The sequence below is a fragment of the Pseudoalteromonas sp. H71 genome, from assembly GCF_001468485.1.
Taxonomy (GTDB): Bacteria; Pseudomonadota; Gammaproteobacteria; order Enterobacterales; family Alteromonadaceae; genus Pseudoalteromonas.
In genome coordinates this window covers 98352-122704 of record NZ_LODI01000044.1, presented here as the reverse complement: position 1 = coordinate 122704, position 24353 = coordinate 98352, and the positions used below count along the sequence as shown (strand labels likewise).

Below are 24353 nucleotides of genomic sequence, written 5' to 3'. Positions count from 1 at the left end.
GGCAATCGACAACGGCACATTTTGTTTAAGTTGCCCCATCATTGACGATAATATATAAATACCGTAATCCACACCAATACCCACACCCAAAGCAATAACAGGTAGTGTTGAAACTGTTAAGCCAATTTCTAGCTGCACCATTAACGCTTGTGCAAGTGTTGATACAATATAAAGTGGTAGCACAACAGCAATGGTCGCTTTGACACTTCTAAAACTTAATAGACACAATGCAATTACAGCACCGTATACATAAAGCATCATCGGTATTTGAGCTTCTGAAACAGATTCATTCGTAGCGGCCATAACACCAACTGGGCCAGATGCTAATTTAAATGCAAGTTTATCTGTCCCTTCCTCATTTGCGAACTGTTTTACGCTAGCAATAACACGATCAATAGTTTGCGCTTTATGATCATCTAAAAAGATAATGACAGGCATAACAGAACAATCACCGTTTAGTAAACCGGTACTCGTTTCCACCCGAGAAGTAGATTGCACTAATGTAGCTGAATTACGAGGCAAACTCTGCCATTTTAAATTACCTTCGTTGTAGCCCGCATTAACAGACTGAGCAACCGAGCTTAAACTAACTGCAGATTGAACACCGTCAACATTTTCAACTTTATATTGAAAACGGCTAATACGTTCCATTACATCATGCTCTGTACATGCTGCTGGGTAAGCTTCAACTATTACCTTTAAAATATCTGATGAAATTGTATATTTGTCCGATATTAAAAAAGTATCCTGGTTATAACGTGCATCTTGATGAAGTGACGGCGCACCCGCATGTAAATCACCAATACGCATTTTATCCGCTTGCCAGTAACCTAAAGCAAATAAAACAAGCGTAAAGCCAATAATGAGTTTAGCTACTTTAGGATCAGTTGCTTTTACCAATAAATCCCTAATTTTATCAAGCATATTTGGTTTATTAGCATCACCTGATTGAATATGAATACTATTTTCAAACTGCATGTATGATGCCCAAACAGGCAACAAAATTAGATTTGTAAAAATAATTACTGCAACACCTAAGCTAGCAGTAATTGCAAGCTCTCGGATGATACCTATATCAATCGTCAACAGAGTTAAAAAACCAACGGTGTCTGATAGAAGCGCAATACCACCGGGAATCAAAAGCGCTCTAAAACTCGATTGGCAACAAATACGAGTACTTTTTCCCTCGCTTACTTTTTTACCAATGGCATTAATCATTTGCACACCATGGCTTACACCAATAGCAAATACTAAAAATGGGACTAATATCGACATTGGATCAAGCCCAAAGCCAAGGCTTGAAAGTAAGCCCAACTGCCATGCAACTGCAATAATCGAGCATGCTATAGGTAAAATTGTGAGCTTTAAACTACCGCAAAACAACCAAACCATAATAAAAGTAAAGGCAATGGCAATTGCAAAAAATAACACAACGCCTTTAGCCCCTTCTGCAATATCACCGGCCATTTTTGCAAAGCCAATAATATGAATACTCACCTTATCAGTGCTCAAAGGATCTCTTAACTCTGTTTCGAGCTTTTCTGCAAAGGCTAAGGTATCAAGTTTTTCTTGTGTTTGTGGATCAGTTTCTAATAACTGAGCTGTTACCATTGCACACGAATAGTCGCTGGCAATCATACGACCAACAACTTTTGCTTTTTCTATATTTTCTTTTACAACGGCTAAACCACGTTCGTTTGCTTTAAAGTTTGCAGGAATAATTGGACCACCTGCAAAACCGTCTTCAACTACTTCTACAAATCGGGCACTAGGAGCAAATATAGAGTTTACAAGTGGCCTGTTTACACCCGGTATAAAGTAAAGCTGATCATGAACTGCTTTTAATTGAGTAAAAAATTCTGGATTGAATATATTACCACTGTCATCACACACAGAAATTAAAATGCTATTCGCACCACCAAACTGCTTCTCATGCTTGGTATACACTTTCATGTATTCGTGATTTAGGGGGATATTTTTATTAAATGAAGCATCAAGTTGAATATGCGTAGCTTTGAAAATAAGTAAACAAGTAATAATTGCAAAACTTATAAGCACAACCAAGCGATGTCTGAATATCGCTTTTTCTATAAAATCTAAAATAGTATGCATTAAGGGGTCAACTCCTTCACTTTAATGCCATCTTCAGTAGCCATTACCAATTTATTATTTTTAATTACACCATCAAGTATCGCTTTACCGTCGGCAAGTTGCTCATAATTTAACAACCCATCTTGTAAGTGAAAAATCACCCCACTGTTTGCTAACATTAACCACTGCTCGTCATTGTAATTAATAATGCTATTTATAGTAGCGGCTTTACTGCTCTCAAGGTGAAGCCATTCTTTTTCATCGCGCTGCTTGCTGTATACATTACCTCTAAGCCCAGCAACCACCTCTTGGTTATTATCTGAATTAAATGCGAAGAAAGAGCCTGGGTATATTTCTTCAAGACGCTGCCACGTGTTGCCGTTATCCGTGCTTCGAGCTAATAAACCCATCTCACCAACAAGCATTAAGCCATCTTCGGTTTTTTCAATTCGATTAAAATGTGGCAAAATTGATGCTGTTTCTGCTTCGTAACCCTCGGGATCATTTTCTTTTAAGTCATTTAAGTACTCTCTGTCTTCACTGAACAACAAAGAATCTAAAAATCGCTTTTCCCATTGTTTTCCACCATCGGTCGTATGGTAAAACATGCCATACGCACCCACTGCAAAACCTTCTAATTGATCTTTAAATAAAATGTCTAAACATGGCTTATCTAAAGAAGGCTTAACCTGTTGTAATTGCCAATTATTCCCCCCATCAACGGTGTTAATAATTGTGGCATCATGCCCACATGCCCAACCGTTGTTTTCATCACTAAAATCGACAGCGGTCAACAATACTTGCGTAGGTACTAATTTTGCTTGTTGCCAAGTTTCGCCATTTACACTTTTTATTACTGTGCCATGCTTACCTACAGCAACTAATTCATTACCTGTATTGATAATATCTGTTAATAGTGTTTTTTGTGCATTAGGCGCACTAATTGCGTTTTTTGGTGTATCTTGAGCAAAACTTGCACTGCTTATAATCAGGCTGGCACATACCAAATACTTCATAAATTTTAATCGCCTTGAACTGAAAGGAGTGTTTGTCTTTGTAAACGAGGAAAGTTTTTTGCGTTGAAAGACAAACGCGATGAGAAAGGAAAAAGGCACCTAACTTGCGACTAGGTGCCTACTTTTAACTTATCTACCTGCGCGGCGTAATGCGCTAGATGTAAACTCGTTATCATTAAATGATTTTGAGAAATCGTACATTTTTTCTTGATTATCTAAACCAATAGCTAAGTAACGACGTGAATTCAAATCATGATAAACCTCTAAAGTACTCCACTGAGTAGGTACTTCATAGTAGTTAAGACCATAGGCCATTGCTACACGGTAAAGTTGGTCACGGTTATCATAAATATCAGTCACCGTTACCTGCCAGCTATCTTCATCTATATAAAACACACGTTTTTTATAAATGTGACGAGTATCATCTTTAAGGTTAGCCTCTACTACCCAAACACGGTGTTTTTCATAACGTGTGTGCTCAGGATTTATATGACCTGGTTTTAAAATATCATCGTACTCAAGCTTGTCACTGTGAAGTTTGTAGCTATTATATGGAACATAAAGTTCTTGCTTACCTTTGAGTGTCCAATTATAGCGATTTGGCGAGCCATTAAACATGTCAAAGTCATCAGTAGTACGTAAGCTATCTGCTGCTGTACCCGGTGCATCATAGGCGACATTTGGTGCACGACGAACACGGCGTTGGCCAGAGTTATATGTCCATGCTTGGCGAGGCGTTAATATTTGGTCCATCGTTTCATGTACCAATAAGGCTGTACCTGCAAGGCGAGCTGGCTGAGTAACGCTTTGTTTAAATTTAAACAAAATGTTTGAGTCTTGAAGCTCAGCAGGTGTCGCACTTGGATCAGAGTATTTAACAAGTAGTTGTTCATCAAAACCAACATAGTTGTAAGAACCTGATGCTGTAGGTGCTGCTTGACCACCAAAACGCTCAATTGACTCACCTCTAAAGCGAAGTAAATGGTTCCAAATTGCTTCTAAACCTGTTTTAGGAATTGGAAATGGAATGCCAATGGCTGTGTTCTTAATCCCATTACCGCCTTCAATCAATTCAGCAGTAGGTGCAAACTCTTTGGTTGCATCATAAACAAATTGAGGGTAAGACGCTGATCGGCGTGTTTCATACACTGGCATTTTAAACGTGTCAGGGTAAGCCTCAAATAAAGCAATCTGACCCGGGCTCAGGTTTGCCTTGTATTTATCGATGTTTGTTTTGTCAATTGTAAAAAGTACTTTGTCACTTGAGAAAGGGTCAAGGTGATGCATACCCGCTTCGTAACCTGCTGGAGCAGCAGTAATGCCGTTATTCCACGCAGGAATAGAGCCGTCAGCGTTACCCGCTTTCTCAGCGCCCATAGGAGTTAGGTCTTGACCTAAACGTGCAACTTCTTCAGCTGATAGTTTTGCTAAAGCAGCATTACTTGCAAACAAGCTAGCAAAAGCTGCTGCAATGAGGGTAGGTTTTTTAAGCATAATAATGTTACCCCTAAATAGAATATTTTAAGTTAAAAGAAACGTAATCGCGGTCTGAGAAGGTATTTACACCACCACCGCCCCAAAATGAGTTGTAGCTTACATCAAGTGACCACGCATTTTGGTAGTTAAAGTTCATAGTAGCACCTAGTGACTTACGATCTTCAATGAACAAGAACATAGGATCAGGTGTATTACCATTTACGTCATGTGAAAATACAAAACGAGGTGAAAAGTTGATACCGTTGTAAAGGTTAAAATAGTCACCCTTCGCAATTAGTCGATAACCCCAAGATGAGCCAGTGGCAAACGACTTTTCTTCAGGACCATTTGAAAGACCTAAATGCAACGTTGAGTAATCTGTTGTACCTGGGCCAGTGATAACACCACTTCGACCAGTACCTGACACATTTAAACGCATTTCATCGTAATCTGGCATATCGTGAATTTTAACGGCGCCCACTTCACCTACCACAGCCCAACTGTCAGCTCCTAATGACGGGCCAAATAAATGCGTTGCAGTAAACTGAATTTGTGACGTATCACGTTCAATATAACCTTTTGCAACTTCACCTGGACCTACAGAACTGATTGCATCACCAATACTCATTTGCGAAATACCGGCAAAATCAGGACGAATACCAGCAACGGCTAGCTGTTCAGGCATTGCTGTGTAAAGTAATTCTACATCATCAATTTGCAGAGGCTCGTCTTGTCTAAAAGCAAATTCACCTGCAAACGCAGTCTCGCCAATCGTCGTATTAAAGCTCACACCATAAAGTTTTATATCTTCAGGGTATTCATTCTCAGCTTTAGAAAATGCAACTAAGTCAGCAACATTATCATCAGTGATTTCTGTTGTAGAAATCATTGCTAAATCTTGTGCAATGGCAGCTTGAGAAAAATTAGATACACGCCCTGAAATAAGCGGACGACGGCTGTGGTAATTTACGTGGTAAAGCGCAATTTCAGTGTCATTCCACTCGGGTAAAAATATGCCTAATCGTAAACCATATTGACCACCATCATCTGGTTCAGTTTTACCGTTACTACCTTTACCTTTAAGTGCAACCTTGGTTGGGTGCGCTAGGTACATATTAGCTAGTAAAGCTTGGCCTTCTGCACTTGTAGGATCAATACCCTGAGCCGCAGCTACTTGAGCATAGGTTGCAGTTAAGTTATTTAAACTTTCAGTTAAAAATGCAACATCTATATCAGGGTTAGACGTAAAGCCTAGCTGAACGTTTTGTTGGTAACCATTTTCTGCTGCAAAGTCATTGGTAGAAAAGTAAGTTCCCGCAGCTGGCAAGCGAGTCTCATGCCATTGGTATTGGTAAAAACCCTCAAGGGTAATGTTATCTGTAATGCCCAATGATGCCCAAAGCATGCCTACTGGGATAAATGCTTCTTTGAGCTCTGCGCCTGGCGCTTTCAATCTATCAATATCTACAGGGTTCACATTTATACCATGAGATATAAGTGTACTTTCACCCCAGTTAACTACTTGTTGGCCAAGTCGGACTGATAATGGGTTTTTGCCTTCGTTTAAATCAAAGTCAGCCCAAAAAAACGCGTCTAATAAGCGAATATCTGCACAGCTTTGTTTTTTAGTGTCTTTATCATCACAAGGATCAACGCTTTGGCCTGATGTAGGATTTGCGTAGGCAAAGTCACCATCCATTAGAGCAAAATCATAAAAATACATGAAGCGAGTGAATAGACCGTAGTTGTCTTTGTTTATTGAAATATCATGTGTACCTTTCAATAATTTTGAAAACGAATCACCGCTGTCAAAATTAAGGTCACCAGCATCACCATTATTAGAGTAAGAGCCAGGCTGAGCCCAAACATCTTGCGCAGAATAAATAGTATTTACAGCAGGATTGTATCCTGTCCAATTAAATGCGGGGTTATTGCTTTTACCTATTAAACCAAAGTCTCTATCTTCTACACGAATACTCTGGCCGTACGAAAATGTAGAATCGAAGGTTATGTCAAAGCCCCCGGCGTCAAATGTTACAGCCTGTGAACTTGCTGTAGTTAAAGCTAAACTAGCGGCTGCTAAACCTATAGCGATTTTGTTTTTAACAAAAAGCGATCTTCTTATCATTGTGGTTCCCCCCTGTCGCGGGTCATATTGTGTGATCAAGTTATTGTTTTTAGTGTAATCGTAACGATAGAAGCGAATTGTATAAATTACAAATAGTCGCATTCAATCTGTCATATATATAGTGTGTCAGCTGACGTTTACGTATTGGTAAGACGTCATACCAGATAATTTATACACGTTATTTAACAATAGAACAAATTGAAATTAACAAAAAGACAATATTTTTATGGTTTTATAACATAAAAATAGCGCTCTAAGCCACTTGTTCAATACGAATAAATTTATTTTCAGGGGTGAGTAACATTCTAAAACGCCCTCTTACACCCAAGCTTGTAACAAACGGTCTTAAATGATCGGCAGAAAACCGAATTGACTTCCCACCCTCTTCAACCACTTGAACAGAACTATATCGACCGTGGTAGTAATCCATGCAGTCGTTATAGCTCAATCTTAAATTAAAGTAATATTCAAGCATTTAATTAAGCGCTTTTTCAACTTTCTCGAATAAGTCGTCACTTAGTCCATCTAAATTAGATATACGTTCCAATTGCGTTTTCATAAGCGCTGAACGTGTTTTATCATAACGCTTCCAAGACATAAACGGTGTTAACATTCTTGACGCATTTTGTGGATTTATTGCATTAAGCTTAACAAGTAAATCACCTAGCAATTCATACCCTTGCCCGTCCACACGATGAAATTGCTGAGTATTAAAGTAACTAAAGCTACCGACTAAAGCACGCACTCTATTAGGATTTGAAAAATCAAAACTTGGGTGTTCGTATAATGACTTAATGTTAATAATTGCGTCTTCACCAGTTTGCATTGCTTGAAGCGCAAACCATTTGTCCATGACAAGTACATCATGTCGCCACTGACTATCAAAGTGCGACAGTAATTCATCACAAAGCTCATGAGAAGCTTTTACCACAGCGCTAAGCGAACCCAACACATTGGTCATATTTGATGAGCTAGCAGCACGTTTAATAAATTTATCTGTTTGTTTACTTGGAACCTTTGCAAGATAATGCAGGCATATTTGCTGTAGTGAGCGCACAGCAACCGCTTCAGCACTTATGCTACCATCGTCATGTAATGAACCAAAACATGCGGTCAGCTCATCATTAAGGCTTGTAGCAATTTGCACTTCGAACTGTGCTACAACGCGAATAATTTCATCAACAGGAATAATTTCAAATTCAGCAGCTAATGTGTCAAAGCTAGGAAGTTTTAATAGCTCAGCAATTAACGCTAAATCGCCTTGTTTTGATACGATCAACACACGCAAGGCTTCAATTATTTCGTCACTCAATTGAAATTGTATATCAGAGTTAATTGCTGTTTTTACTGCTTTTATGAACAATTGTTGTTGTGCATCCCAACGTGAAAAATCACTTCGTGCAAAACGCATGATATGCAAAAGCTCTAGCTCAGTTGTTTGTTGAGTCAAAATACACGGTGCTGAAAAATCTTCTGATAAAACGGCAACGGGTTTGCACGTCACATTATCAAAAATATAACGCTGCTTTGCATCAGTAACATTAAGTACATTACTTATTTTTAAGCCTTTGTACTGTAGATCGATGCTATTACCTGATTCGTCTAACAACTCAATTGCAAATGGGATATGCAAAGGTGCGTTATCTGGCTGATTAACGGGTGCATTTTGTTCTATGGTTAGTGTGTATACATTAGAAGCACTATCGTAATGCTCTATAGCATTTAAACGAGGCGTGCCTGCCTGGCTATACCAACGCTTAAATTGCTCTAAATTAACACCCGATGCGTCACTCATAGCACTGACAAAGTCATCACATGTAACAGCTTGGCCATCATGGCGTTTAAAGTAAAGGGCCATACCTTTTTGGAAGTTATCCTCACCAAGCAAGGTATGCATCATTCTTATTACTTCAGCCCCCTTGTCGTATACTGTTACAGTATAAAAGTTATTCATTTCAATAACTTTTTCAGGCCGTATAGGGTGCGCCATAGGCCCTGCGTCTTCACTAAACTGGTGAGTTCGCATTACCTTTACAGCATCAATGCGGTTGAGCGCGCGCGAACCTAGGTCACTACTAAATTCTTGATCTCTGAATACAGTTAGCCCCTCTTTAAGTGATAACTGAAACCAATCTCTGCAGGTAACACGATTACCAGTCCAGTTATGAAAGTATTCATGACCCACTATAGACTCAATAGTATGGTAATCTTTATCCGTTGCTGTTTCTTGATTTGCCAAAACACATTTACTATTGAATATGTTTAGGCCTTTATTTTCCATCGCACCCATATTGAAAAAATCTACGGCTACAATCATATATATATCAAGATCATATTCTAGGTTAAAACGCTCTTCATCCCATTGCATAGACTTTTTAAGTGATTGCATCGCATGAGGTGTTTTAGACAAATTACCCTTGTCTACAAATAAAGCTAAATCAATTTTTCGACCACTTTTTGTTGTATACGTATCCTTTGATACATCAAAATCACCGGCAACTAATGCAAACAAATAGCTTGGTTTTTTAAATGGGTCTTGCCATTTAGAAAAATGACGGCCATCGGATGTCTTACCGGTATCAACTTGGTTACCATTAGACAACAAATGTGTATACTTTAAATCTGCAACAATAGTCACATCAAACGTCGACAACACATCAGGGCGATCCATGTAGTAAGTTATCTTTCTAAATCCCTGTGCCTCACACTGTGTACAATATGCTCCACCAGACAAATAGAGACCTTCTAAAGACGTATTCGTCTCAGGAGATATCTCAGTCACAATACGTAATTTACAATGCTCTGGTAGGTTATTAATGACTAGCTGTTCATCAATAACGCTGTAATCTGTTAGCTCAAGCGCATCTATCGATAAGGAAATTAACCGTAAATCTATACCATCAAGTATTAGGGGTGATTGATCGTCACTAACACGTGTTAAGGTAAGTACACTTGTTACCGTTGTAGCTGTAGGCTGAAGATCAAAAGTTAGGTCTGTATGATCAATTAAAAAATTAGGGGCTTTATAGTCTTTGAGATATTGAGCTTGAGGTGTCTTTGAGTTAATCATATTTACTCCAAAGTAGCGCCTTTATCAATAAAGGCGCTACTAAATTTAGGCAGATTGTTTCGGCTTAATACGTAAAATTTTAATACCAAGGTAAGCATATATAACAGCTAAAACGGGATTAATTAAGTTGAAGAAAGCATAAAGCGCGTAATCGAAAGGGTTTATTAAAAGTACACTTTGCATGTAAGCACCACAAGTATTCCAAGGAATAAGCGGGCTGGTAATCGTACCGCCATCCTCTAAGGTGCGAGATAAATTAACTGGCTTCAAACCACGCTTTTTATATTCGTCTTTAAACATACGTCCAGGAACCACAATAGCGATATACTGATCAGCTGCAATGAGGTTGGTGCCAATACATGTTGCAATTGTAGAGGCAATTAAAGAGCCTGTACTTTTCGCTATTTTTAAAATACTTTTTACAAAAATATCCAACAGGCCCGTTTTTTCCATAATTGCGCCAAACATTAACGCAGTCATAATTAACCAGGTAGTTGTCAACATGCCCGCCATACCGCCACCGCTAAGCAGTGAATCCATTTTGTCATCACCGGTATCGATACTAAAGCCGTCAAAAAATGTCGTCCATACCAATTTGAAATACCCAACCACTTGGCCCTGGGAAGTATCAATTTGAGAACCAATTAGGTCAGATTGAAATAACATTGCCCAAACAGCACCAACAACAGCACCAATAGAAATGGCAGGAAAAGCAGGCATTTTTTTAATTGCTAACACTAAAAGTACAATTAAAGGAATAAGCATTTCAAAACCAATGTTGAAATTTTGCTCCAAAATTAGCGTAATTTCGTCTAAGCGCCCCGCCTCATTAGATGCCGTTGCATTAAAGCCCATAAATATAAATATAATGAGTGCAATCACAAAGCTAGGGACTGTTGTCCATAGCATATGCTGAATATGTTCAAATAAGTCAGACCCAACCACAGCGGGTGCTAGGTTAGTTGTTTCAGAGAGTGGACTTAGTTTATCACCAAAGTAAGCACCCGATATAACAGCACCAGCTGTAACCGTCTGCTCTAAGCCAAGGCCAGTGGCTACACCTAACAAAGCAACACCAATTGTAGCTGCTGTGGTCCACGAGCTACCAATACTCATAGCTACAATGCCACAAATTAAACAACTTGCGGCATAAAACCAACTAGGGTTAATTACTTGCAAACCATAATAAATTAACGTTGGTACTGTGCCAGATAGCAACCAAGTACCTATCAATGCGCCTACCATTAATAAAATGAGTATAGCGCCAAGTGACAGCGTTATACCTTCTATCATGGCTTGCTCAAGCTTTTTCCAAGTATAGCCGTTTTTTAGGCCAATGAGAGCAGCTGCAAAGGTTGCAAATAAAAGTGCAATTTGGTTTGGTCCAGATGACGAATTGTCGCCAAATAAATAAACCGCGGCCCCTAACAAACAAATTAAAACTGAAATGGGAATTAATGCATCAAGGAATGAGGCGGATTTGACTGGTTTATCATCCAATGGGTTCAAGGTTGAGACTCCTACACACATACAGCGTGTTTAATTATTATTTTTAGCACTTAGTGCGTATTAACTGAGCATTATTAAGCTGGCTCAATTTTTAATAGTTAGAGAGTATAACAATTTAGGCTGTGATAGGTAGCAAAAAAGGCGCATAAGCGCCTTTTTTATAGTGGTAAAACCAGTTTTACTTTTTGGCTATACGCCCAAAATTTATATAATCTTGAGTTATTAAGGCTGCCTCTTCAAGGAAAGGGTCAAGCTCATCAATAATTTCGGGTACATCATCTAGGTTTTCAACAGGGTCTTTACCTAATCGTTTCAAGCGTTCATTTGTACGTACTAATGCACGCGCTTCACCCTCTTCTTTTTCTTTAATGCGAGAAGCTTCAACTAAAGAAATTGTTTTACGATCTTTTTCTTCATTGTAAAACGCAATATCGTCAAACACATAACCAAATTCTGGCTCAGATTTAATCCGATCTTTATGTTGTTTTTCAAGATACGGAATAACAGGTGTTAAGTTTCCTAACTTCTTATATTTTGCTTTTACAATGCTATCCCATGGTAATGCATTATCTTGCTTACTTTCACCCCACTCAGCAGGGTCTATCGCTGATGGAAAAGAAATATCAGGAATAACACCTTTATGCTGAGTACTGCCGCCATTTATACGGTAAAACTTCGCTATGGTGTATTGCACGCTACCTAGTGGGTTATCATAAAGGTCATATGCTCTTGCAAGACCTTTATGTTGCTGCACAGTGCCTTTACCAAACGTTTGTTCGCCAATAATAACAGCGCGACCATAATCTTGCATTGCAGCGGCAAAAATCTCAGAAGCAGAAGCACTGTAACGGTCAACTAGAACCGTTAAAGGGCCGTCGTAATAAGTAACGCCATCACGATCCCTTTGTTCTTCAATTCTGTTGTTCAATGTATGTATTTGTACGACAGGCCCTTGGTCAAAAAACAAACCAGAAAGCTGAGTAGCTTCATATAAGGAGCCCCCCCCATTTTGGCGTAAGTCAATAATAATACCGTCTACTTTAGCCTCTTTTAATTTAGCTAACTCAACTTTGACATCTTTAGATAGGTTATTGTAAAAACCTGGGATTTCAATAACCCCAATTTTGCTTGTTAAATCAGAATATTTAGCTTCGAACACTTCTGACTTGGCAGCTCTGTCTTCAAGTCGGATTTTATCACGAGTAATTTCGACAACTTTAGGTGTGCCGTGAGCATCTGCCCCTTTTAAATATTGTAAACGTACTTTAGTGCCCTTTGGCCCTTTAATTAAATCTACAACATCGTCTAAACGCCAACCAATAACGTCAGTAAAGTCTTCACCCTCTTGTGCTACACCAATAATTCGGTCATCGGCTTTAATTTGTTCTGTTTTATCCGCTGGACCGCCGGGAACAAGACTGCGAATAACGGTGTAATCTTCGTCAGGAGTTAGCACTGCGCCAATCCCTTCAAGCTCTAAGTCCATATCCATTTTAAATTGTTCAGCACGTCTTGGTGATAGGTAAGACGTATGCGCCTCAATTGAGCGAGCTAAAGAATTTAAAACAATTTGAAAGGCATCTTCTGAGTTTGATTGAACTAAACGTTTTTCTGCGTTTTTGTATCGCTTAGTGAGAACCTCTTTAATACCTTCCCAATCTTTACCTGTCATTTTTAAACGTAGTGCATCGTACTTAACGCGTTCACGCCAAATTTCATCTAGCTCAGCTTGCGATGTTGGCCAGGCTGCATCTTCACGATCAAAAAAATATTCATCTGGTTTCTCAAACGTCATTTCATTTTCTAGCAAAGAAAGTGAATATTCGTAACGTTCAAAACGGCGCTTTAGGCTTAAATTAAATATATCAAACGTAAAGCCTAGTTTGCCGGTTGTTAAAGCGTTGTCAAAGCTATCGCGATATTGCTCAAACGATGCAATATCACTGGCTAAAAAAACGCTTTTATTAAAATCAAGGGATTCGATGTAACGATCATACACTCTACTTGAGAGCTCATCGTTAAATCGAACCGGGATATAGTGTGAACGAGTAAATAAGCTTGCCACGCGTTTACTGGCAGTACCATGTTGACTTTCTTGCTTGAGTAGAGGTAAATCATCAATTGTGACAGGCTCTACAGCAGCAAATAATGAACCTGAGAACAGGGCTGCAACTACCGGAATGAGCGTAAACTTTTTACTCATACAAACTCCTTAATTTATGTACAACTTATATAGTATATAAGCTGTCTGCTTTGGTTTTAACTTGCATACCAGTCACTAATTCAACATGAACGTCGTCTTTGTTTACCTCAGTGATTACTGCATTTACAAGTGCTTGGCCTAGTTTAACCTTAACCTTGTTATTAACCTTGACCTCTATCGCTGGTAAAGGTTCAATTTTACCTGAACGTTTAGCAGATGCAGCTTTAGCTGTTTTGTTAGCCGATGCGTTTTTATCTGCACCTTTACTTGCATGTGCTGGTTTTTTCTTAAAGTTTTTAGAATCTGAGTCTTGACGTGGACGCTGTTGTTTTTTGCGCTTAGCCATTTTTGCACGACTTTCTTCTAATGCTTTTTGAGCATGGTCAATATGCTCTTGCTCAACTTTTTCACCTTGATTACCATCAAGGTCAATACGAAACTCCGACTTTGTCACAGCTTCTAAATAACGCCAGTTAGACGTGTATTTTCTTAGTGCTTGACGAACTTGAGTCTTGCTTACTTTTTCAGACCCTTCAATACGCTCAGCAATATCTTTAAAAATACCGACTTTAAGCGGTTTGATACCGTCTTTTTGTTTAAAACATTGTGAAAATTCTTGGTACAAGAATTCCAATACTTCATTAATATCTTTTAGCTTGTTTGTGGTTTCCATTTTAGAACCTATTTTTCACATCTTTTCATCAAGGGACGAATCAACATAGTGTATTACCCAGTCGACCAGTTCTTCGAAGTCGGCTTCTAGTACAGCCATATCACCTCGAAGGTGTTCCCAAATACCATTTATTATTTCATCGATTGATTCACAATCTAAATCGTCTGGGAGTTTGTCCCAAGCAATGTGAATCAAATCATTGAGCGTTTCCGCTACATGTTCTTCTTCGCCTTCCCAGTCGCCTACATCTTGTAAAGCAAATAGGTAGTCTTGAACATTTAGCAAATCTTTCATTACAAGCTAGCCTCAAAGCATTTAACCAATGCTTCTAATCCCGCTTTGTCATCAGTATCAAACCGAGAAATACTAGGGCTATCAATATCTAGCACTGCAAATATTTTACCATGTTTCATGATAGGTACAACAATCTCAGAGTTCGATGCTGCATCACAGGCAATATGCCCATCGAAGGCATGAACATCTTCAATTAGTTGTGTTTGCAACGTAGCTGCAGCCGTTCCACATACACCCTTTCCAACTGGAATACGGATACATGCTGGGTTACCCTGAAATGGGCCTAGCACTAATTCTGACGGCGAATCAATAAAGTAAAAGCCCGCCCAATTTACATCATCTAAAGAGGTAAATAACAGCGCGCTTATATTTGCCATATTAGCAATTACATTCGACTCACCGGCAATCAGCGATTCAGTTTGTTTAACTAATGACTGGTAAAAATCGTGCTTTTGCATACCAAACTACTTCTTATTAAACATACAGTAGCTAAAGGTACTCTTTGTGGTGAAAAATTGGAACCTTTTGCAGGTAAAAAAAAGGAATTTCCGTAGTTTAAAAGCGTCCTTGGTTAATAAAGACGCGATTATGATTTTGAAGTTTTACGAAGACCAAATAAAAACAGCCCTGCCGCTATTGCCGACATAACACTATTAATTAAAAATATTTCGCCTGTAGAGGCACTCAGTAGAAAACTAAAAATAGCCCCACCAACTAAACCAAGCGTTAAAACACCTGAGTAGTTTACTTTTGAATACTTAAACATTAATAAATAGCCAGGGACAACAAATGCAGCCATTGTTAACCCAACAATATGTGCATTAGAAATAGCCGTCATTAATAAAGAGAAAAATATTGAGACAAATTCACCTTGTAAGGTTACCGAATAGTAGACCCCTAATAAGCTACCCACAATAACAGGAGAAAGTAATGAAAGCGCAACGCTTTTTGCTAATTGGTGTTTCATTTAATAGTCCTTAATTACACATATACTTTACTAATAAGCATGCACCAAGAACCCAAAGTTAGAAACAGAGACTATGGTCGTAAATTACGCTCAAAAATAAAACACATTAAACGACGAACGAACTATCGTTCTCGGGAGGTAATTTTAATAAAGGTAAAGTTATTGCTTTTAAATAACAAGACAGGTGATTCAATCTGCAGATGTTAAACAGAAGAATTATTTGATGACATAAGTTCTATGTTTAATTTTAAAATTAATTAAACAAGAATGCTGATTTCAATTAATAGTTAAATCTAAAAAAACAAAAAAGCCCGCTGTTTAGCGGGCTTTAATATAATGGTGGAGAGATAGGGATTTGAACCCTAGATAGGCTACAAACCTATGCCGGTTTTCAAGACCGGTGCATTCGACCACTCTGCCATCTCTCCAAAGGTGCTATAAATTACAAGTAAGAGTGTACTCATAATTATTGTAATAAATGGTGGAGAGATAGGGATTTGAACCCTAGATAGGCTACAAACCTATGCCGGTTTTCAAGACCGGTGCATTCGACCACTCTGCCATCTCTCCGCACGGCCTGCATAATAGGGAAACCCGTTAGCTTTGTGAAGCTTTTTTTAAAAAAAATTGTTTAAGTGCTTAAAAAACAATTGATTTGTTCAAAGATAAAACAAAAACTTTCTTTTTGGTGCTTAAATGAACTTTAATTAAAAAATTAATGTCTATTGATCCACAAAGGTTTGCCCAAACATATAAGAGTTGGTAATCTAATTTTAGTTAAATTATCGAAACACACGTTTCACTTAAAGGAGCTCTACAATGGCGTTTAATCAATCGTACAATACCGCTAAACCGGTAATGTCTACCATTGAAACAAACAAGGTACTTAAAAACACCTACTTTTTACTAGCGATGACACTGGCATTTAGTGCAGTAACGGCTGGTATCTCAATGGCACTACAATTACCTTACTTTATGGGAATTGTGTTCACACTGGTTTCGTTTGGTTTACTATTTGTTGTAAACAAAAAAGCTGACACCGCATCTGGTGTATTTTGGGTATTTGCTTTCACTGGTTTAATGGGAGCCGGTTTAGGTCCAATGTTAAACCATTACGCTGCCATGCCTAATGGCCCAATGCTGATTATGCAAGCACTTGGTTCGACGGCACTTATTTTCTTTGGTCTATCTGCATATGCGCTTAACACCAAAAAAGACTTCTCTTTTATGGGCGGCTTTTTAACCGTTGGCCTAATTGTTGTTATTGTTGCGAGCATTGTTAACATATTCATCGGCAGCTCTTTAATGTTTATGGTGCTTAACGCTGCTGTTGTATTAATTATGTCTGGCTTAATTTTATTTGATACAAGCCGCATTATTAACGGCGGAGAAACTAACTACATTCGCGCTACAGTATCTTTATATCTGAATGTGTACAATCTATTTACTTCATTACTGCACCTACTTGGCGCAAGTGATGACTAATTAAATAGTTCTGTTAAAATAGCCCCTTTATTGGGGCTTTTTTATTGGAATTGTTTTGGCACGATTTGTTCTTTCATTACACACACCACCATCAGATCACGACACCAGCCAACGTATAATTAAGTTTGCTAATGCGTGTTTATCTCAAGGGCACACCATAGACGCAATATTTTTGTACCAGCAAGGCGTTTATCATGCATCAACCCATTTTGACTTAGCCTCTGATGAGCTTCAAATTGGCGCATTATGGCAGAAGCTATCAAGTCAAAATATTAATCTTATGCTGTGTGTAACCGCTGCAGAAAAAAGAGGCCTAGATACGTCAAATACAGGCGTGTTTTCTGTGGCAGGTTTAGCGGAGTTTGCAATGCTAGTAAGCGACGCTGATAAATGGGTGCAATTTAAATGATTAATGTATTAGTAATGAGTCAAAGCAGTCCATTTGATGATCTAAACCTGCGCGACGCGCTCGATATGACGCTGATTTTTGCAGCTGTCGATCAAAATATCAGTTGGTTGTTTAGCGGCCCCGCTGTTTTAGCTTTAAAAAAACATCAAACTCCTTCTACAGTAGGTATAAAAGATTTTTTTAAAAACATAAAAACGCTTGAAATTTATGACGTAGAGAACATCTATGTTTGCGAAAAGTCGCTTCTTGATTATGGTTTAAGCAAAACTGATTTACTCATAGACGCACATACAATGACATTTAGTGAACAACAAACACTTATTAAAAAACAACATCATGTGGTGACCTTATGAGCACGCTACATATTTTTTCAAAACCTTTAAATTATTACTCAGCTAATCAATTAGAGAACTTAATTAGCCTTGATGACCGGGTATTACTTTTAGGTGACGCGTGCTTTGCTAGTAAACAATTTAAACAGTTTTCAGACGCTCTCTTAGTACTTGAAGAGGACGCACACGTTCGCGCAATTAAGTTATCACACAACGAAACTCCCATTAGCTACGACGAGTTTGTAGCGCTTACTTTAACCTCTACGCAATTAATTACTTGGTAATCCATGCTTGAATTTAACGAACAAATAATCGAAACCGATAAGCAAGGTTACTTACTTGACCATACACAATGGTCTAAGCAACTAGCCCCCCTTATTGCAGAGCAAGAAAATATATCGCTTAGCGAACAACACTGGGAGGTGATTAACTTCGTCCGCGAATTTTATGTTGAATACAACACAAGCCCAGCCATCCGCATGCTTGTAAAGGCAATGGCTAAAGCACTCGGAGAAGATAAAGGCAATAGTATTTATCTTTATAAGTTGTTCCCAAAGGGCCCGGCTAAACAAGCGACAAAAATTGCTGGATTACCAAAACCAGCTAGGTGTATTTAATGAGAAGTAAATCAAGTAACAAGCAAACACCCGCCTCCTTAAATAAGCGCAATACGGGTCGTACCTATTCTAGAAGTGCAATTAAAAAGCCTACAAACAAAAGAGAAATAAAACCTCAAATAGACGCTAAAGACAAAAAAATTGTACTTTTTAACAAGCCTTTCGATGTACTTTGCCAGTTTACCGACGATGCAGACAGAAAAACGCTAGCTGAATTTATTCCTATTAAAGATGTATACGCTGCAGGACGATTAGACCGCGATAGTGAGGGGCTATTACTGCTAACAAACTGCGGTAAACTACAAAATACATTAACAGCACCTAATAAAAAAACCAATAAAACGTACTGGGTCCAAGTAGAAGGCGAACCTTCTACACAATCAATACAAGCTTTATGTAAAGGTGTTGAACTTAAAGACGGGCTCACACTGCCTGCTAATGTAAAAATAATTAATGAACCTGATATTTGGCAACGTACCCCGCCGGTTCGTGAACGAAAGTCTATTCCTACCACATGGCTCAGTATTACCATTAATGAAGGAAAAAATAGACAAGTTCGCCGAATGACTGCTCATATTGGCCACCCAACTCTTAGGCTCATCCGTTACAGCATAGGTAATTACACTTTAGACGATATTAATAATGGTGAATATAAAATCATTAAAGGTAGCGTTAATGCATAAGCCAAATGTAACAGTAGCCGCCATCGTAAAAAAACATAACGAATACTTATTAGTAAAAGAGCGCGATAAATTTACTAGCCGCATTTGCTACAATCAACCAGCAGGCCATTTAGAAAAGAATGAAACGCTAGCCCAAGCAGCAAGCCGCGAATTATATGAAGAGACAGGTTTGTCACTCACCCCTACAGGCCTTTTAGGCATTTATAACTTATACGCTGATAACGGTGTTCATTACTTAAGATTTTGTTTTTTATTTGATGCGACTGGCACCAGCCAACAACTCAATCCAATTGATAAAGATATTATAAGTGCCCACTGGTTCAACCTTGAACAGATTAAGTCTTTAGCACTACGAAGCCCGCTCGTTCAAAAATGCATTGATGACGCGATAACGCGTCCGCCATTAAGCCTAGATACTATTTATAACTAATCAAAAATTAAGGCATGTTGATGGTGTGTTTTAAAGTTTGCTCTGACTAGAGAGCCTACATAGTGACGTGGGGTATGTAATTGCTCTTGTGTTATTTTTGTGAGTTGCAACCATGTACGGATAAGTAAAAAAAGCAAAAATTTCTGCGTTCAGCCTAAGCCCTTGCCTACCCCATGTAGGCAACAAATAATTAATTTAACTTTGAGAGTGTAGTGCAATACAGTTTCTGCCTTGGTCTTTTGCATAATACAGTGCGCTATCGGCTCCTTTAACAAAGCTTACTTTATCGTTTTCGTAATTAGCTGTTGAGTTAACACCCATACTGACAGACAATAAACCGCTATAAGTTTCTTCATGCACAATTGCCAAGCTTTCAACAGCCTTCTGTATTTGCTCAGCAATAAATAGTGCACCTTCCCTATCCGTATCAGGAAGTAACACAACAAACTCTTCACCACCGTATCTGGCAACAAAATCCTCAGGACGGTTTACAGTCGATGCAATAGTTTGAGCCACTTCGTATAAACAAGAGTCACCTGCTAAATGACCGTAGCGGTCGTTAAACTGTTTAAAAAAATCAACATCAATAATTATTAAGGATATTGCCCCTTCGCATTCCTTGGCTTTATCAAATTCATGGGCAAGTTTTTCATCAAATCGACGCCTATTAGCAATTTTGGTTAATGAATCCAAAAACGCCATATCCCTTAAAATATCCTCAGCCTCTATTCGTTCGGTTGCATCTTTAAATACGGCTAAAAATTCTTCGCCAATATTTATCCCCGACACCTCCATAACCACTTGTGTGCCATCACTTCGTGCAACAGTGTAGTTATTGGCTGGTATATCGTCATTATTACTCTTCGCTTTTTTCAAAGCTTCAGACCATAGATTTTGAGCTTGTAACCTATATTGAGGATCTGGGTAGGCCTTTTTCCACCATGCATGAAGGTTAGGCACATCCTCAACAGTATAACCAAACACATCTACAAACCGTTGGTTTACTCTGAGGATATCACCAGTTTTACTACACACGTTACACACCGGCATAGGGAGCACTGAAAATAACTTAGCATAATGACTTATCTCATGCTTTCGCATTGGGTTTAAGGTACTGCGGGATAAAAAGCTCATCGGCATTTCTTTGCTTTCAGCACTTAATTGTTCGTGCATTTGTATAGCAAAATCCCATTCTAGCCACCAATGTTCTAATTTATCCAAAAGCTGCATTTCCAGACTATGCACTTCTGTAGTGTGCTTAATTAAATTAAACAAATCACTAATTTGATGATGGGATTGGGCGTGTTTGAGTTTTATTAATTCATAAAAAAGGTTATAGGCTGACTTTTTTAAATCTAACAAATTTATGATTAAAAGCTTATTAGAAATGAGATTTACTTGATGTTTGTTTTGTTCTACGAACGATCTAATTTTATTAATTTTGTATGCGTGATTCATATACTCATTCCATTGATTATATTTTACAGCTCATTGATTGGGTTCACCCATCCAACCTTATTACTAATGAGTGTATCTATACTCTAATCACTTTAAAAGAACTTATTATTAAATTTTAATAAGAGACTCATATTTTATTTTGTTTTTAACCATTGAATTGGAATCAAATTTGCTCAAAAAAATATTGTGTTAGCGCCTTAGGTAACTTAGCTATTTATTATATTAATAAAATACCCACTAATTGTTAGGTTTGCCTTGTTAGTCTCTTTAAGCAGAAACAAAATACATGCTATAATCGCCACCTTTCCAAGTTAACAGTAATCTGTATAAGCGAAATTATTCATGAGCGAAAATAGTCACATTAAAGTCATCGTTGGCATGTCCGGCGGTGTTGATTCTTCTGTATCTGCATATTTGTTACAACAACAGGGCTACCAAGTAGAAGGCCTGTTTATGAAGAACTGGGAAGAAGACGACAATGACGAGTACTGTGCCGCTGCAGAAGACTTAAAAGATGCACAAGCTGTATGCGACAAGCTAGGCATTGAGCTACATACAGTAAACTTTGCAGCTGAATATTGGGATAACGTATTTGAATACTTTTTAGAAGAATACAAAGCAGGCCGTACTCCTAACCCCGATATAATGTGTAACAAAGAAATCAAATTTAAAGCCTTCTTAGAATTTGCTGCACAAGCACTGGGTGCGGACTTTATTGCAACAGGCCATTATGTGCGTCGTGAGCTTCGGGACGACAAATATGTAATGTGTCGTGGTTTAGATAACAACAAAGATCAAAGCTACTTTTTGTACACCTTAAGTCACGAACACATCGCTCAAACACTTTTCCCTGTGGGCGATATCGCCAAGCCAGAAGTTCGCCGTATTGCTGAAGAGCAAGATTTAATTACTCATGATAAAAAAGACAGCACCGGTATTTGTTTTATTGGCGAACGTAAATTTAAAGACTTTTTACAAAAGTTTTTACCTGCTCAACCAGGTGTTATTGAAGACACAGAAGGTAATAACGTCGGCGAGCACGAAGGCTTAATGTACCACACACTTGGCCAACGAAAGGGCTTGCTAATTGGTGGTATGAAAGAAGGTTCTGGCGAGCCTTGGTACGTTGTAGACAAAGATGTTGAGCGTAACGTACTTATTGTGGGTCAGGGTAAAGACCACCCACGCCTATATAGTAATGGTTTAAATGCTAACCAACTCCACTGGGTAGACCGTACAGGTCCAAAAGGAACGACACGTTGCACCGTTAAAACACGTTACCGCCAAGAAGATATAAACTGTACTTTGCTTGTTGGGGATGACGGTATGGCCCGTGTGTTATTTGATGAACCTCAAAAAGCGGTTACACCAGGTCAGTCTGCGGTATTTTATGCGCAAGAAGTTTGCTTAGGCGGCGGTATTATTGACTCGGTGATCAAGTAATGAATGAACACCAAGTTATGGCGCTTGCCGCTATGTGCCAAGCCGCTAAACAAGTACAAAAAATCGCGCAATATGGCAGTAATAATGAGCACGATTTAGACATACTGCTTTCTAGTATTGTTCAAACATCACCAGCATCACCAGAAGATGTATACCAAGGTACTCATAATTTACGAGATGGCTACAAAACCTTGATGGAACAACTCTCTGCGGGCGCTCAGAAAGATGTTGAGATTGTAAAATATGTTGGTGGCTTAATGCAGCTTGAGCGAGCACTTAGCGCAAACGACAAAAGCTTAAACGAATTAGGTAAACGTATTGATGATATTCATCGTCGTTTAGACCATTTTGCCATAACCGATGACACCGTTGTTGCCGGTTTGGCAGATATATACTCGTCGGTGCTAAGCCCCCTTGGGCACCGAATACAGGTTTATGGTAAACCCGAGTTATTAAAACAGCAACTCACTCAAAATAAAATCCGCGCATTACTACTTGCCGGGATCAGAAGTGCAGTATTGTGGCGACAAATGGGCGGTAAACGCCGTCACTTTTTCTTTGCAAAAAGAAAAATAATCGCCATTGCTAAAGCAAAAATTTAATTATCGTTCAAACAAATATTTAGGAGTTATTATGGAGCTTTCAGCGTTAACGGCTATCTCGCCAGTTGATGGTCGCTACGGCAGCAAAACCACTGAACTACGCAGTATTTTCAGCGAATTTGGCTTAATTAAATACCGCGTAATTGTTGAAGTGCGTTGGTTGCAAGCGCTAGCTGCAGCAAGCGACATTAAAGAAGTACCGGCATTTAGCGAACAAGCAAATGCACTTTTAAACGCTATTGTTGATAACTTCAGTGAAGCCGACGCTCAGCGCGTTAAAGACATTGAACGTACAACTAACCACGACGTTAAAGCCGTTGAATACCTTCTAAAAGAAAAAGTGGCTGATAACGCAGAGCTTCATGCTATCAACGAATTTATTCACTTTGCATGTACCTCTGAAGATATTAATAACCTATCACATGGTTTAATGTTAACTGAAGCCCGTGACAACGTATTGCTACCATATTGTGACCAATTACTTAACGCCATTAAAGAAAAAGCGATTGAGTATAAATCAGTGCCAATGATGACTCGTACACACGGACAACCTGCTACACCATCAACTATGGGTAAAGAGTTTGCAAACGTATACATGCGTTTAAAGCGTCAACGCGACCAAATTGCGCAAGTTGAAATGCTAGGTAAAGTAAATGGTGCTGTAGGTAACTACAATGCTCACCTAAGTGCATACCCAGATTACGACTGGCATACACATGCAGATAAGTTTGTATCAAGCTTAGGTTTAACATTAAACCCATTTACTACACAAATTGAACCGCATGATTACATTGCAGAATTATTTGATGCAATTGCACGTTTTAATACTATTTTGCTTGATTTTGATCGTGACGTTTGGGGTTACATTGCCCTTAACCACTTTAAGCAAAAAACAATTGCAGGCGAAATTGGCTCATCAACAATGCCGCATAAAGTTAACCCTATTGATTTTGAAAACTCAGAAGGTAACTTGGGTTTAGCTAATGCAATTTTTGCACACCTTGCACAAAAACTGCCTGTTTCTCGCTGGCAGCGTGACCTTACAGATTCAACTGTGTTACGTAACCTTGGTGTGGGTATGGGTTATGCGCTTATTGCATATCAATCAACCCTTAAAGGTGTTAGTAAACTTGAAGTTAACGAACAACGTCTGCTTGAAGAGCTAGATCAAAACTGGGAATTACTTGCTGAGCCTATTCAAACTGTTATGCGCAAATACGGTATTGAAAAGCCATACGAAAAACTTAAAGATTTAACCCGTGGTAAACGCGTAAATCAAGAAATAATGGCTGACTTCATCGATGGCTTAGACCTGCCAGAAGATGCCAAAGTAGAAATGAAAAAACTAACACCGGCTAATTACATTGGCCGCGCGGTTGAATTTATTGACGATTTAGTTTAATAATTAAACGCGACTATTAAAAAGCGAAAGGTTTATCCTTTCGCTTTTTTTGTATAAAAAACAAA

Annotated in this window: 23 protein-coding genes and 2 tRNA genes; 10 read left to right on the top strand and 15 right to left on the bottom strand. The window is 38.6% G+C overall.

What is annotated here, in order from left to right; translation table 11 throughout:
- From ATS71_RS14980 to ATS71_RS14915, 14 genes are all read right to left on the bottom strand, one after another.
- The coding region (locus tag ATS71_RS14980; RefSeq protein ID WP_058405547.1) for an efflux RND transporter permease subunit at positions 1-2112 on the bottom strand (2112 nt) is incomplete at its 3' end.
- Entirely contained in the window at positions 2112-3107 is a 996-nt protein-coding gene (locus ATS71_RS14975) for a WD40/YVTN/BNR-like repeat-containing protein (protein WP_058405546.1), read from the bottom strand. The genes ATS71_RS14975 and ATS71_RS14980, both read right to left, overlap by 1 nt.
- 129 nt (positions 3108-3236) lie before the next feature.
- Positions 3237-4601 (bottom strand): DUF1329 domain-containing protein, encoded by a 1365-nt coding sequence (locus ATS71_RS14970; protein ID WP_058405545.1) that lies wholly within the window; start codon positions 4599-4601, stop codon positions 3237-3239.
- A gap of 13 nt (positions 4602-4614) precedes the next feature.
- A complete protein-coding gene (locus tag ATS71_RS14965; protein ID WP_058405544.1) occupies positions 4615-6711 on the bottom strand; it encodes a DUF1302 domain-containing protein in 2097 nt (698 codons plus the stop codon).
- Positions 6712-6964: 253 nt separating this feature from the next.
- On the bottom strand, positions 6965-7186 hold the full coding sequence (locus tag ATS71_RS14960; RefSeq protein ID WP_058405543.1) for a DUF2835 domain-containing protein: 222 nt from the start codon (positions 7184-7186) through the stop codon (positions 6965-6967).
- Positions 7187-9781 (bottom strand): aminopeptidase N, encoded by a 2595-nt coding sequence (gene pepN / locus ATS71_RS14955; protein ID WP_058405542.1) that lies wholly within the window; start codon positions 9779-9781, stop codon positions 7187-7189.
- Between the two features lie 45 nt (positions 9782-9826).
- Entirely contained in the window at positions 9827-11290 is a 1464-nt protein-coding gene (gene nhaC, locus ATS71_RS14950; RefSeq protein WP_171034606.1) for a Na+/H+ antiporter NhaC, read from the bottom strand.
- Positions 11291-11468: 178 nt separating this feature from the next.
- The gene (gene prc / locus ATS71_RS14945) at positions 11469-13493 is read right to left on the bottom strand and encodes a carboxy terminal-processing peptidase (protein ID WP_058405540.1); all 2025 of its coding nucleotides are present in this window, start codon (positions 13491-13493) and stop codon (positions 11469-11471) included.
- 25 nt (positions 13494-13518) lie between these two features.
- Positions 13519-14166: an RNA chaperone ProQ gene (gene proQ, locus ATS71_RS14940; protein ID WP_058405539.1), complete on the bottom strand. Its 648-nt coding sequence runs from the start codon at positions 14164-14166 to the stop codon at positions 13519-13521.
- 15 nt (positions 14167-14181) lie between these two features.
- Complete coding sequence (locus tag ATS71_RS14935; protein WP_058405538.1) at positions 14182-14460, bottom strand: hypothetical protein; 279 nt, start codon at positions 14458-14460, stop codon at positions 14182-14184.
- A complete protein-coding gene (locus tag ATS71_RS14930; protein WP_010556413.1) occupies positions 14460-14918 on the bottom strand; it encodes a GAF domain-containing protein in 459 nt (152 codons plus the stop codon). The genes ATS71_RS14935 and ATS71_RS14930 overlap by 1 nt, the downstream gene beginning before the upstream one ends.
- A gap of 128 nt (positions 14919-15046) precedes the next feature.
- Positions 15047-15427 carry a hypothetical protein gene (locus tag ATS71_RS14925; RefSeq protein ID WP_058405537.1) on the bottom strand — a complete coding sequence of 127 codons (381 nt, stop codon included), beginning with the start codon at positions 15425-15427 and terminating at the stop codon, positions 15047-15049.
- A 337-nt stretch (positions 15428-15764) separates the two neighbouring features.
- Positions 15765-15855, bottom strand: a tRNA-Ser gene (locus ATS71_RS14920).
- Between the two features lie 51 nt (positions 15856-15906).
- Positions 15907-15997: transfer RNA gene (locus ATS71_RS14915), tRNA-Ser, on the bottom strand.
- A 249-nt stretch (positions 15998-16246) separates the two neighbouring features.
- Between ATS71_RS14915 and ATS71_RS14910 the strand changes: the two genes are divergently transcribed.
- Genes ATS71_RS14910 through ATS71_RS14880 form a run of 7 tightly spaced genes read left to right on the top strand, consistent with a single transcriptional unit; the run spans position 16247 to position 19383 of the window.
- A complete protein-coding gene (locus ATS71_RS14910) occupies positions 16247-16912 on the top strand; it encodes a Bax inhibitor-1/YccA family protein (RefSeq protein WP_006792828.1) in 666 nt (221 codons plus the stop codon).
- A gap of 55 nt (positions 16913-16967) precedes the next feature.
- Positions 16968-17321, top strand: a complete 354-nt coding sequence (tusD, locus tag ATS71_RS14905) for a sulfurtransferase complex subunit TusD (RefSeq protein WP_058405536.1) — start codon at positions 16968-16970, stop codon at positions 17319-17321.
- A complete protein-coding gene (gene tusC, locus ATS71_RS14900; RefSeq protein ID WP_058405535.1) occupies positions 17318-17674 on the top strand; it encodes a sulfurtransferase complex subunit TusC in 357 nt (118 codons plus the stop codon). The genes tusD and tusC overlap by 4 nt, the downstream gene beginning before the upstream one ends.
- Positions 17671-17937: a DsrH/TusB family sulfur metabolism protein gene (locus ATS71_RS14895; RefSeq protein WP_058405534.1), complete on the top strand. Its 267-nt coding sequence runs from the start codon at positions 17671-17673 to the stop codon at positions 17935-17937. The genes tusC and ATS71_RS14895 overlap by 4 nt, the downstream gene beginning before the upstream one ends.
- A 3-nt stretch (positions 17938-17940) precedes the next feature.
- A complete protein-coding gene (locus tag ATS71_RS14890) occupies positions 17941-18270 on the top strand; it encodes a TusE/DsrC/DsvC family sulfur relay protein (protein WP_058405533.1) in 330 nt (109 codons plus the stop codon).
- Positions 18270-18953: a pseudouridine synthase gene (locus tag ATS71_RS14885; protein WP_058405532.1), complete on the top strand. Its 684-nt coding sequence runs from the start codon at positions 18270-18272 to the stop codon at positions 18951-18953. The genes ATS71_RS14890 and ATS71_RS14885 overlap by 1 nt, the downstream gene beginning before the upstream one ends.
- Entirely contained in the window at positions 18946-19383 is a 438-nt protein-coding gene (locus ATS71_RS14880; RefSeq protein ID WP_058405531.1) for an NUDIX domain-containing protein, read from the top strand. The genes ATS71_RS14885 and ATS71_RS14880 overlap by 8 nt, the downstream gene beginning before the upstream one ends.
- Before the next feature lie 195 nt (positions 19384-19578).
- On the opposite strand, the gene ATS71_RS14875 is transcribed toward ATS71_RS14880, so the two are convergent.
- Positions 19579-20841 (bottom strand): GGDEF domain-containing protein, encoded by a 1263-nt coding sequence (locus ATS71_RS14875; RefSeq protein ID WP_058405530.1) that lies wholly within the window; start codon positions 20839-20841, stop codon positions 19579-19581.
- Between the two features lie 342 nt (positions 20842-21183).
- Here ATS71_RS14875 and mnmA point away from each other — a divergent pair, with 342 nt between their 5' ends.
- From mnmA to purB, 3 genes are read left to right on the top strand one after another with little or no spacing between them, the layout of a single operon-like run.
- On the top strand, positions 21184-22284 hold the full coding sequence (gene mnmA, locus ATS71_RS14870; RefSeq protein ID WP_058405529.1) for a tRNA 2-thiouridine(34) synthase MnmA: 1101 nt from the start codon (positions 21184-21186) through the stop codon (positions 22282-22284).
- The gene (gene hflD / locus ATS71_RS14865; RefSeq protein ID WP_006792838.1) at positions 22284-22886 is read left to right on the top strand and encodes a high frequency lysogenization protein HflD; all 603 of its coding nucleotides are present in this window, start codon (positions 22284-22286) and stop codon (positions 22884-22886) included. The genes mnmA and hflD overlap by 1 nt, the downstream gene beginning before the upstream one ends.
- A gap of 31 nt (positions 22887-22917) precedes the next feature.
- A complete protein-coding gene (gene purB, locus ATS71_RS14860; protein WP_058405528.1) occupies positions 22918-24288 on the top strand; it encodes an adenylosuccinate lyase in 1371 nt (456 codons plus the stop codon).
- Positions 24289-24353: the final 65 nt, after the last annotated feature.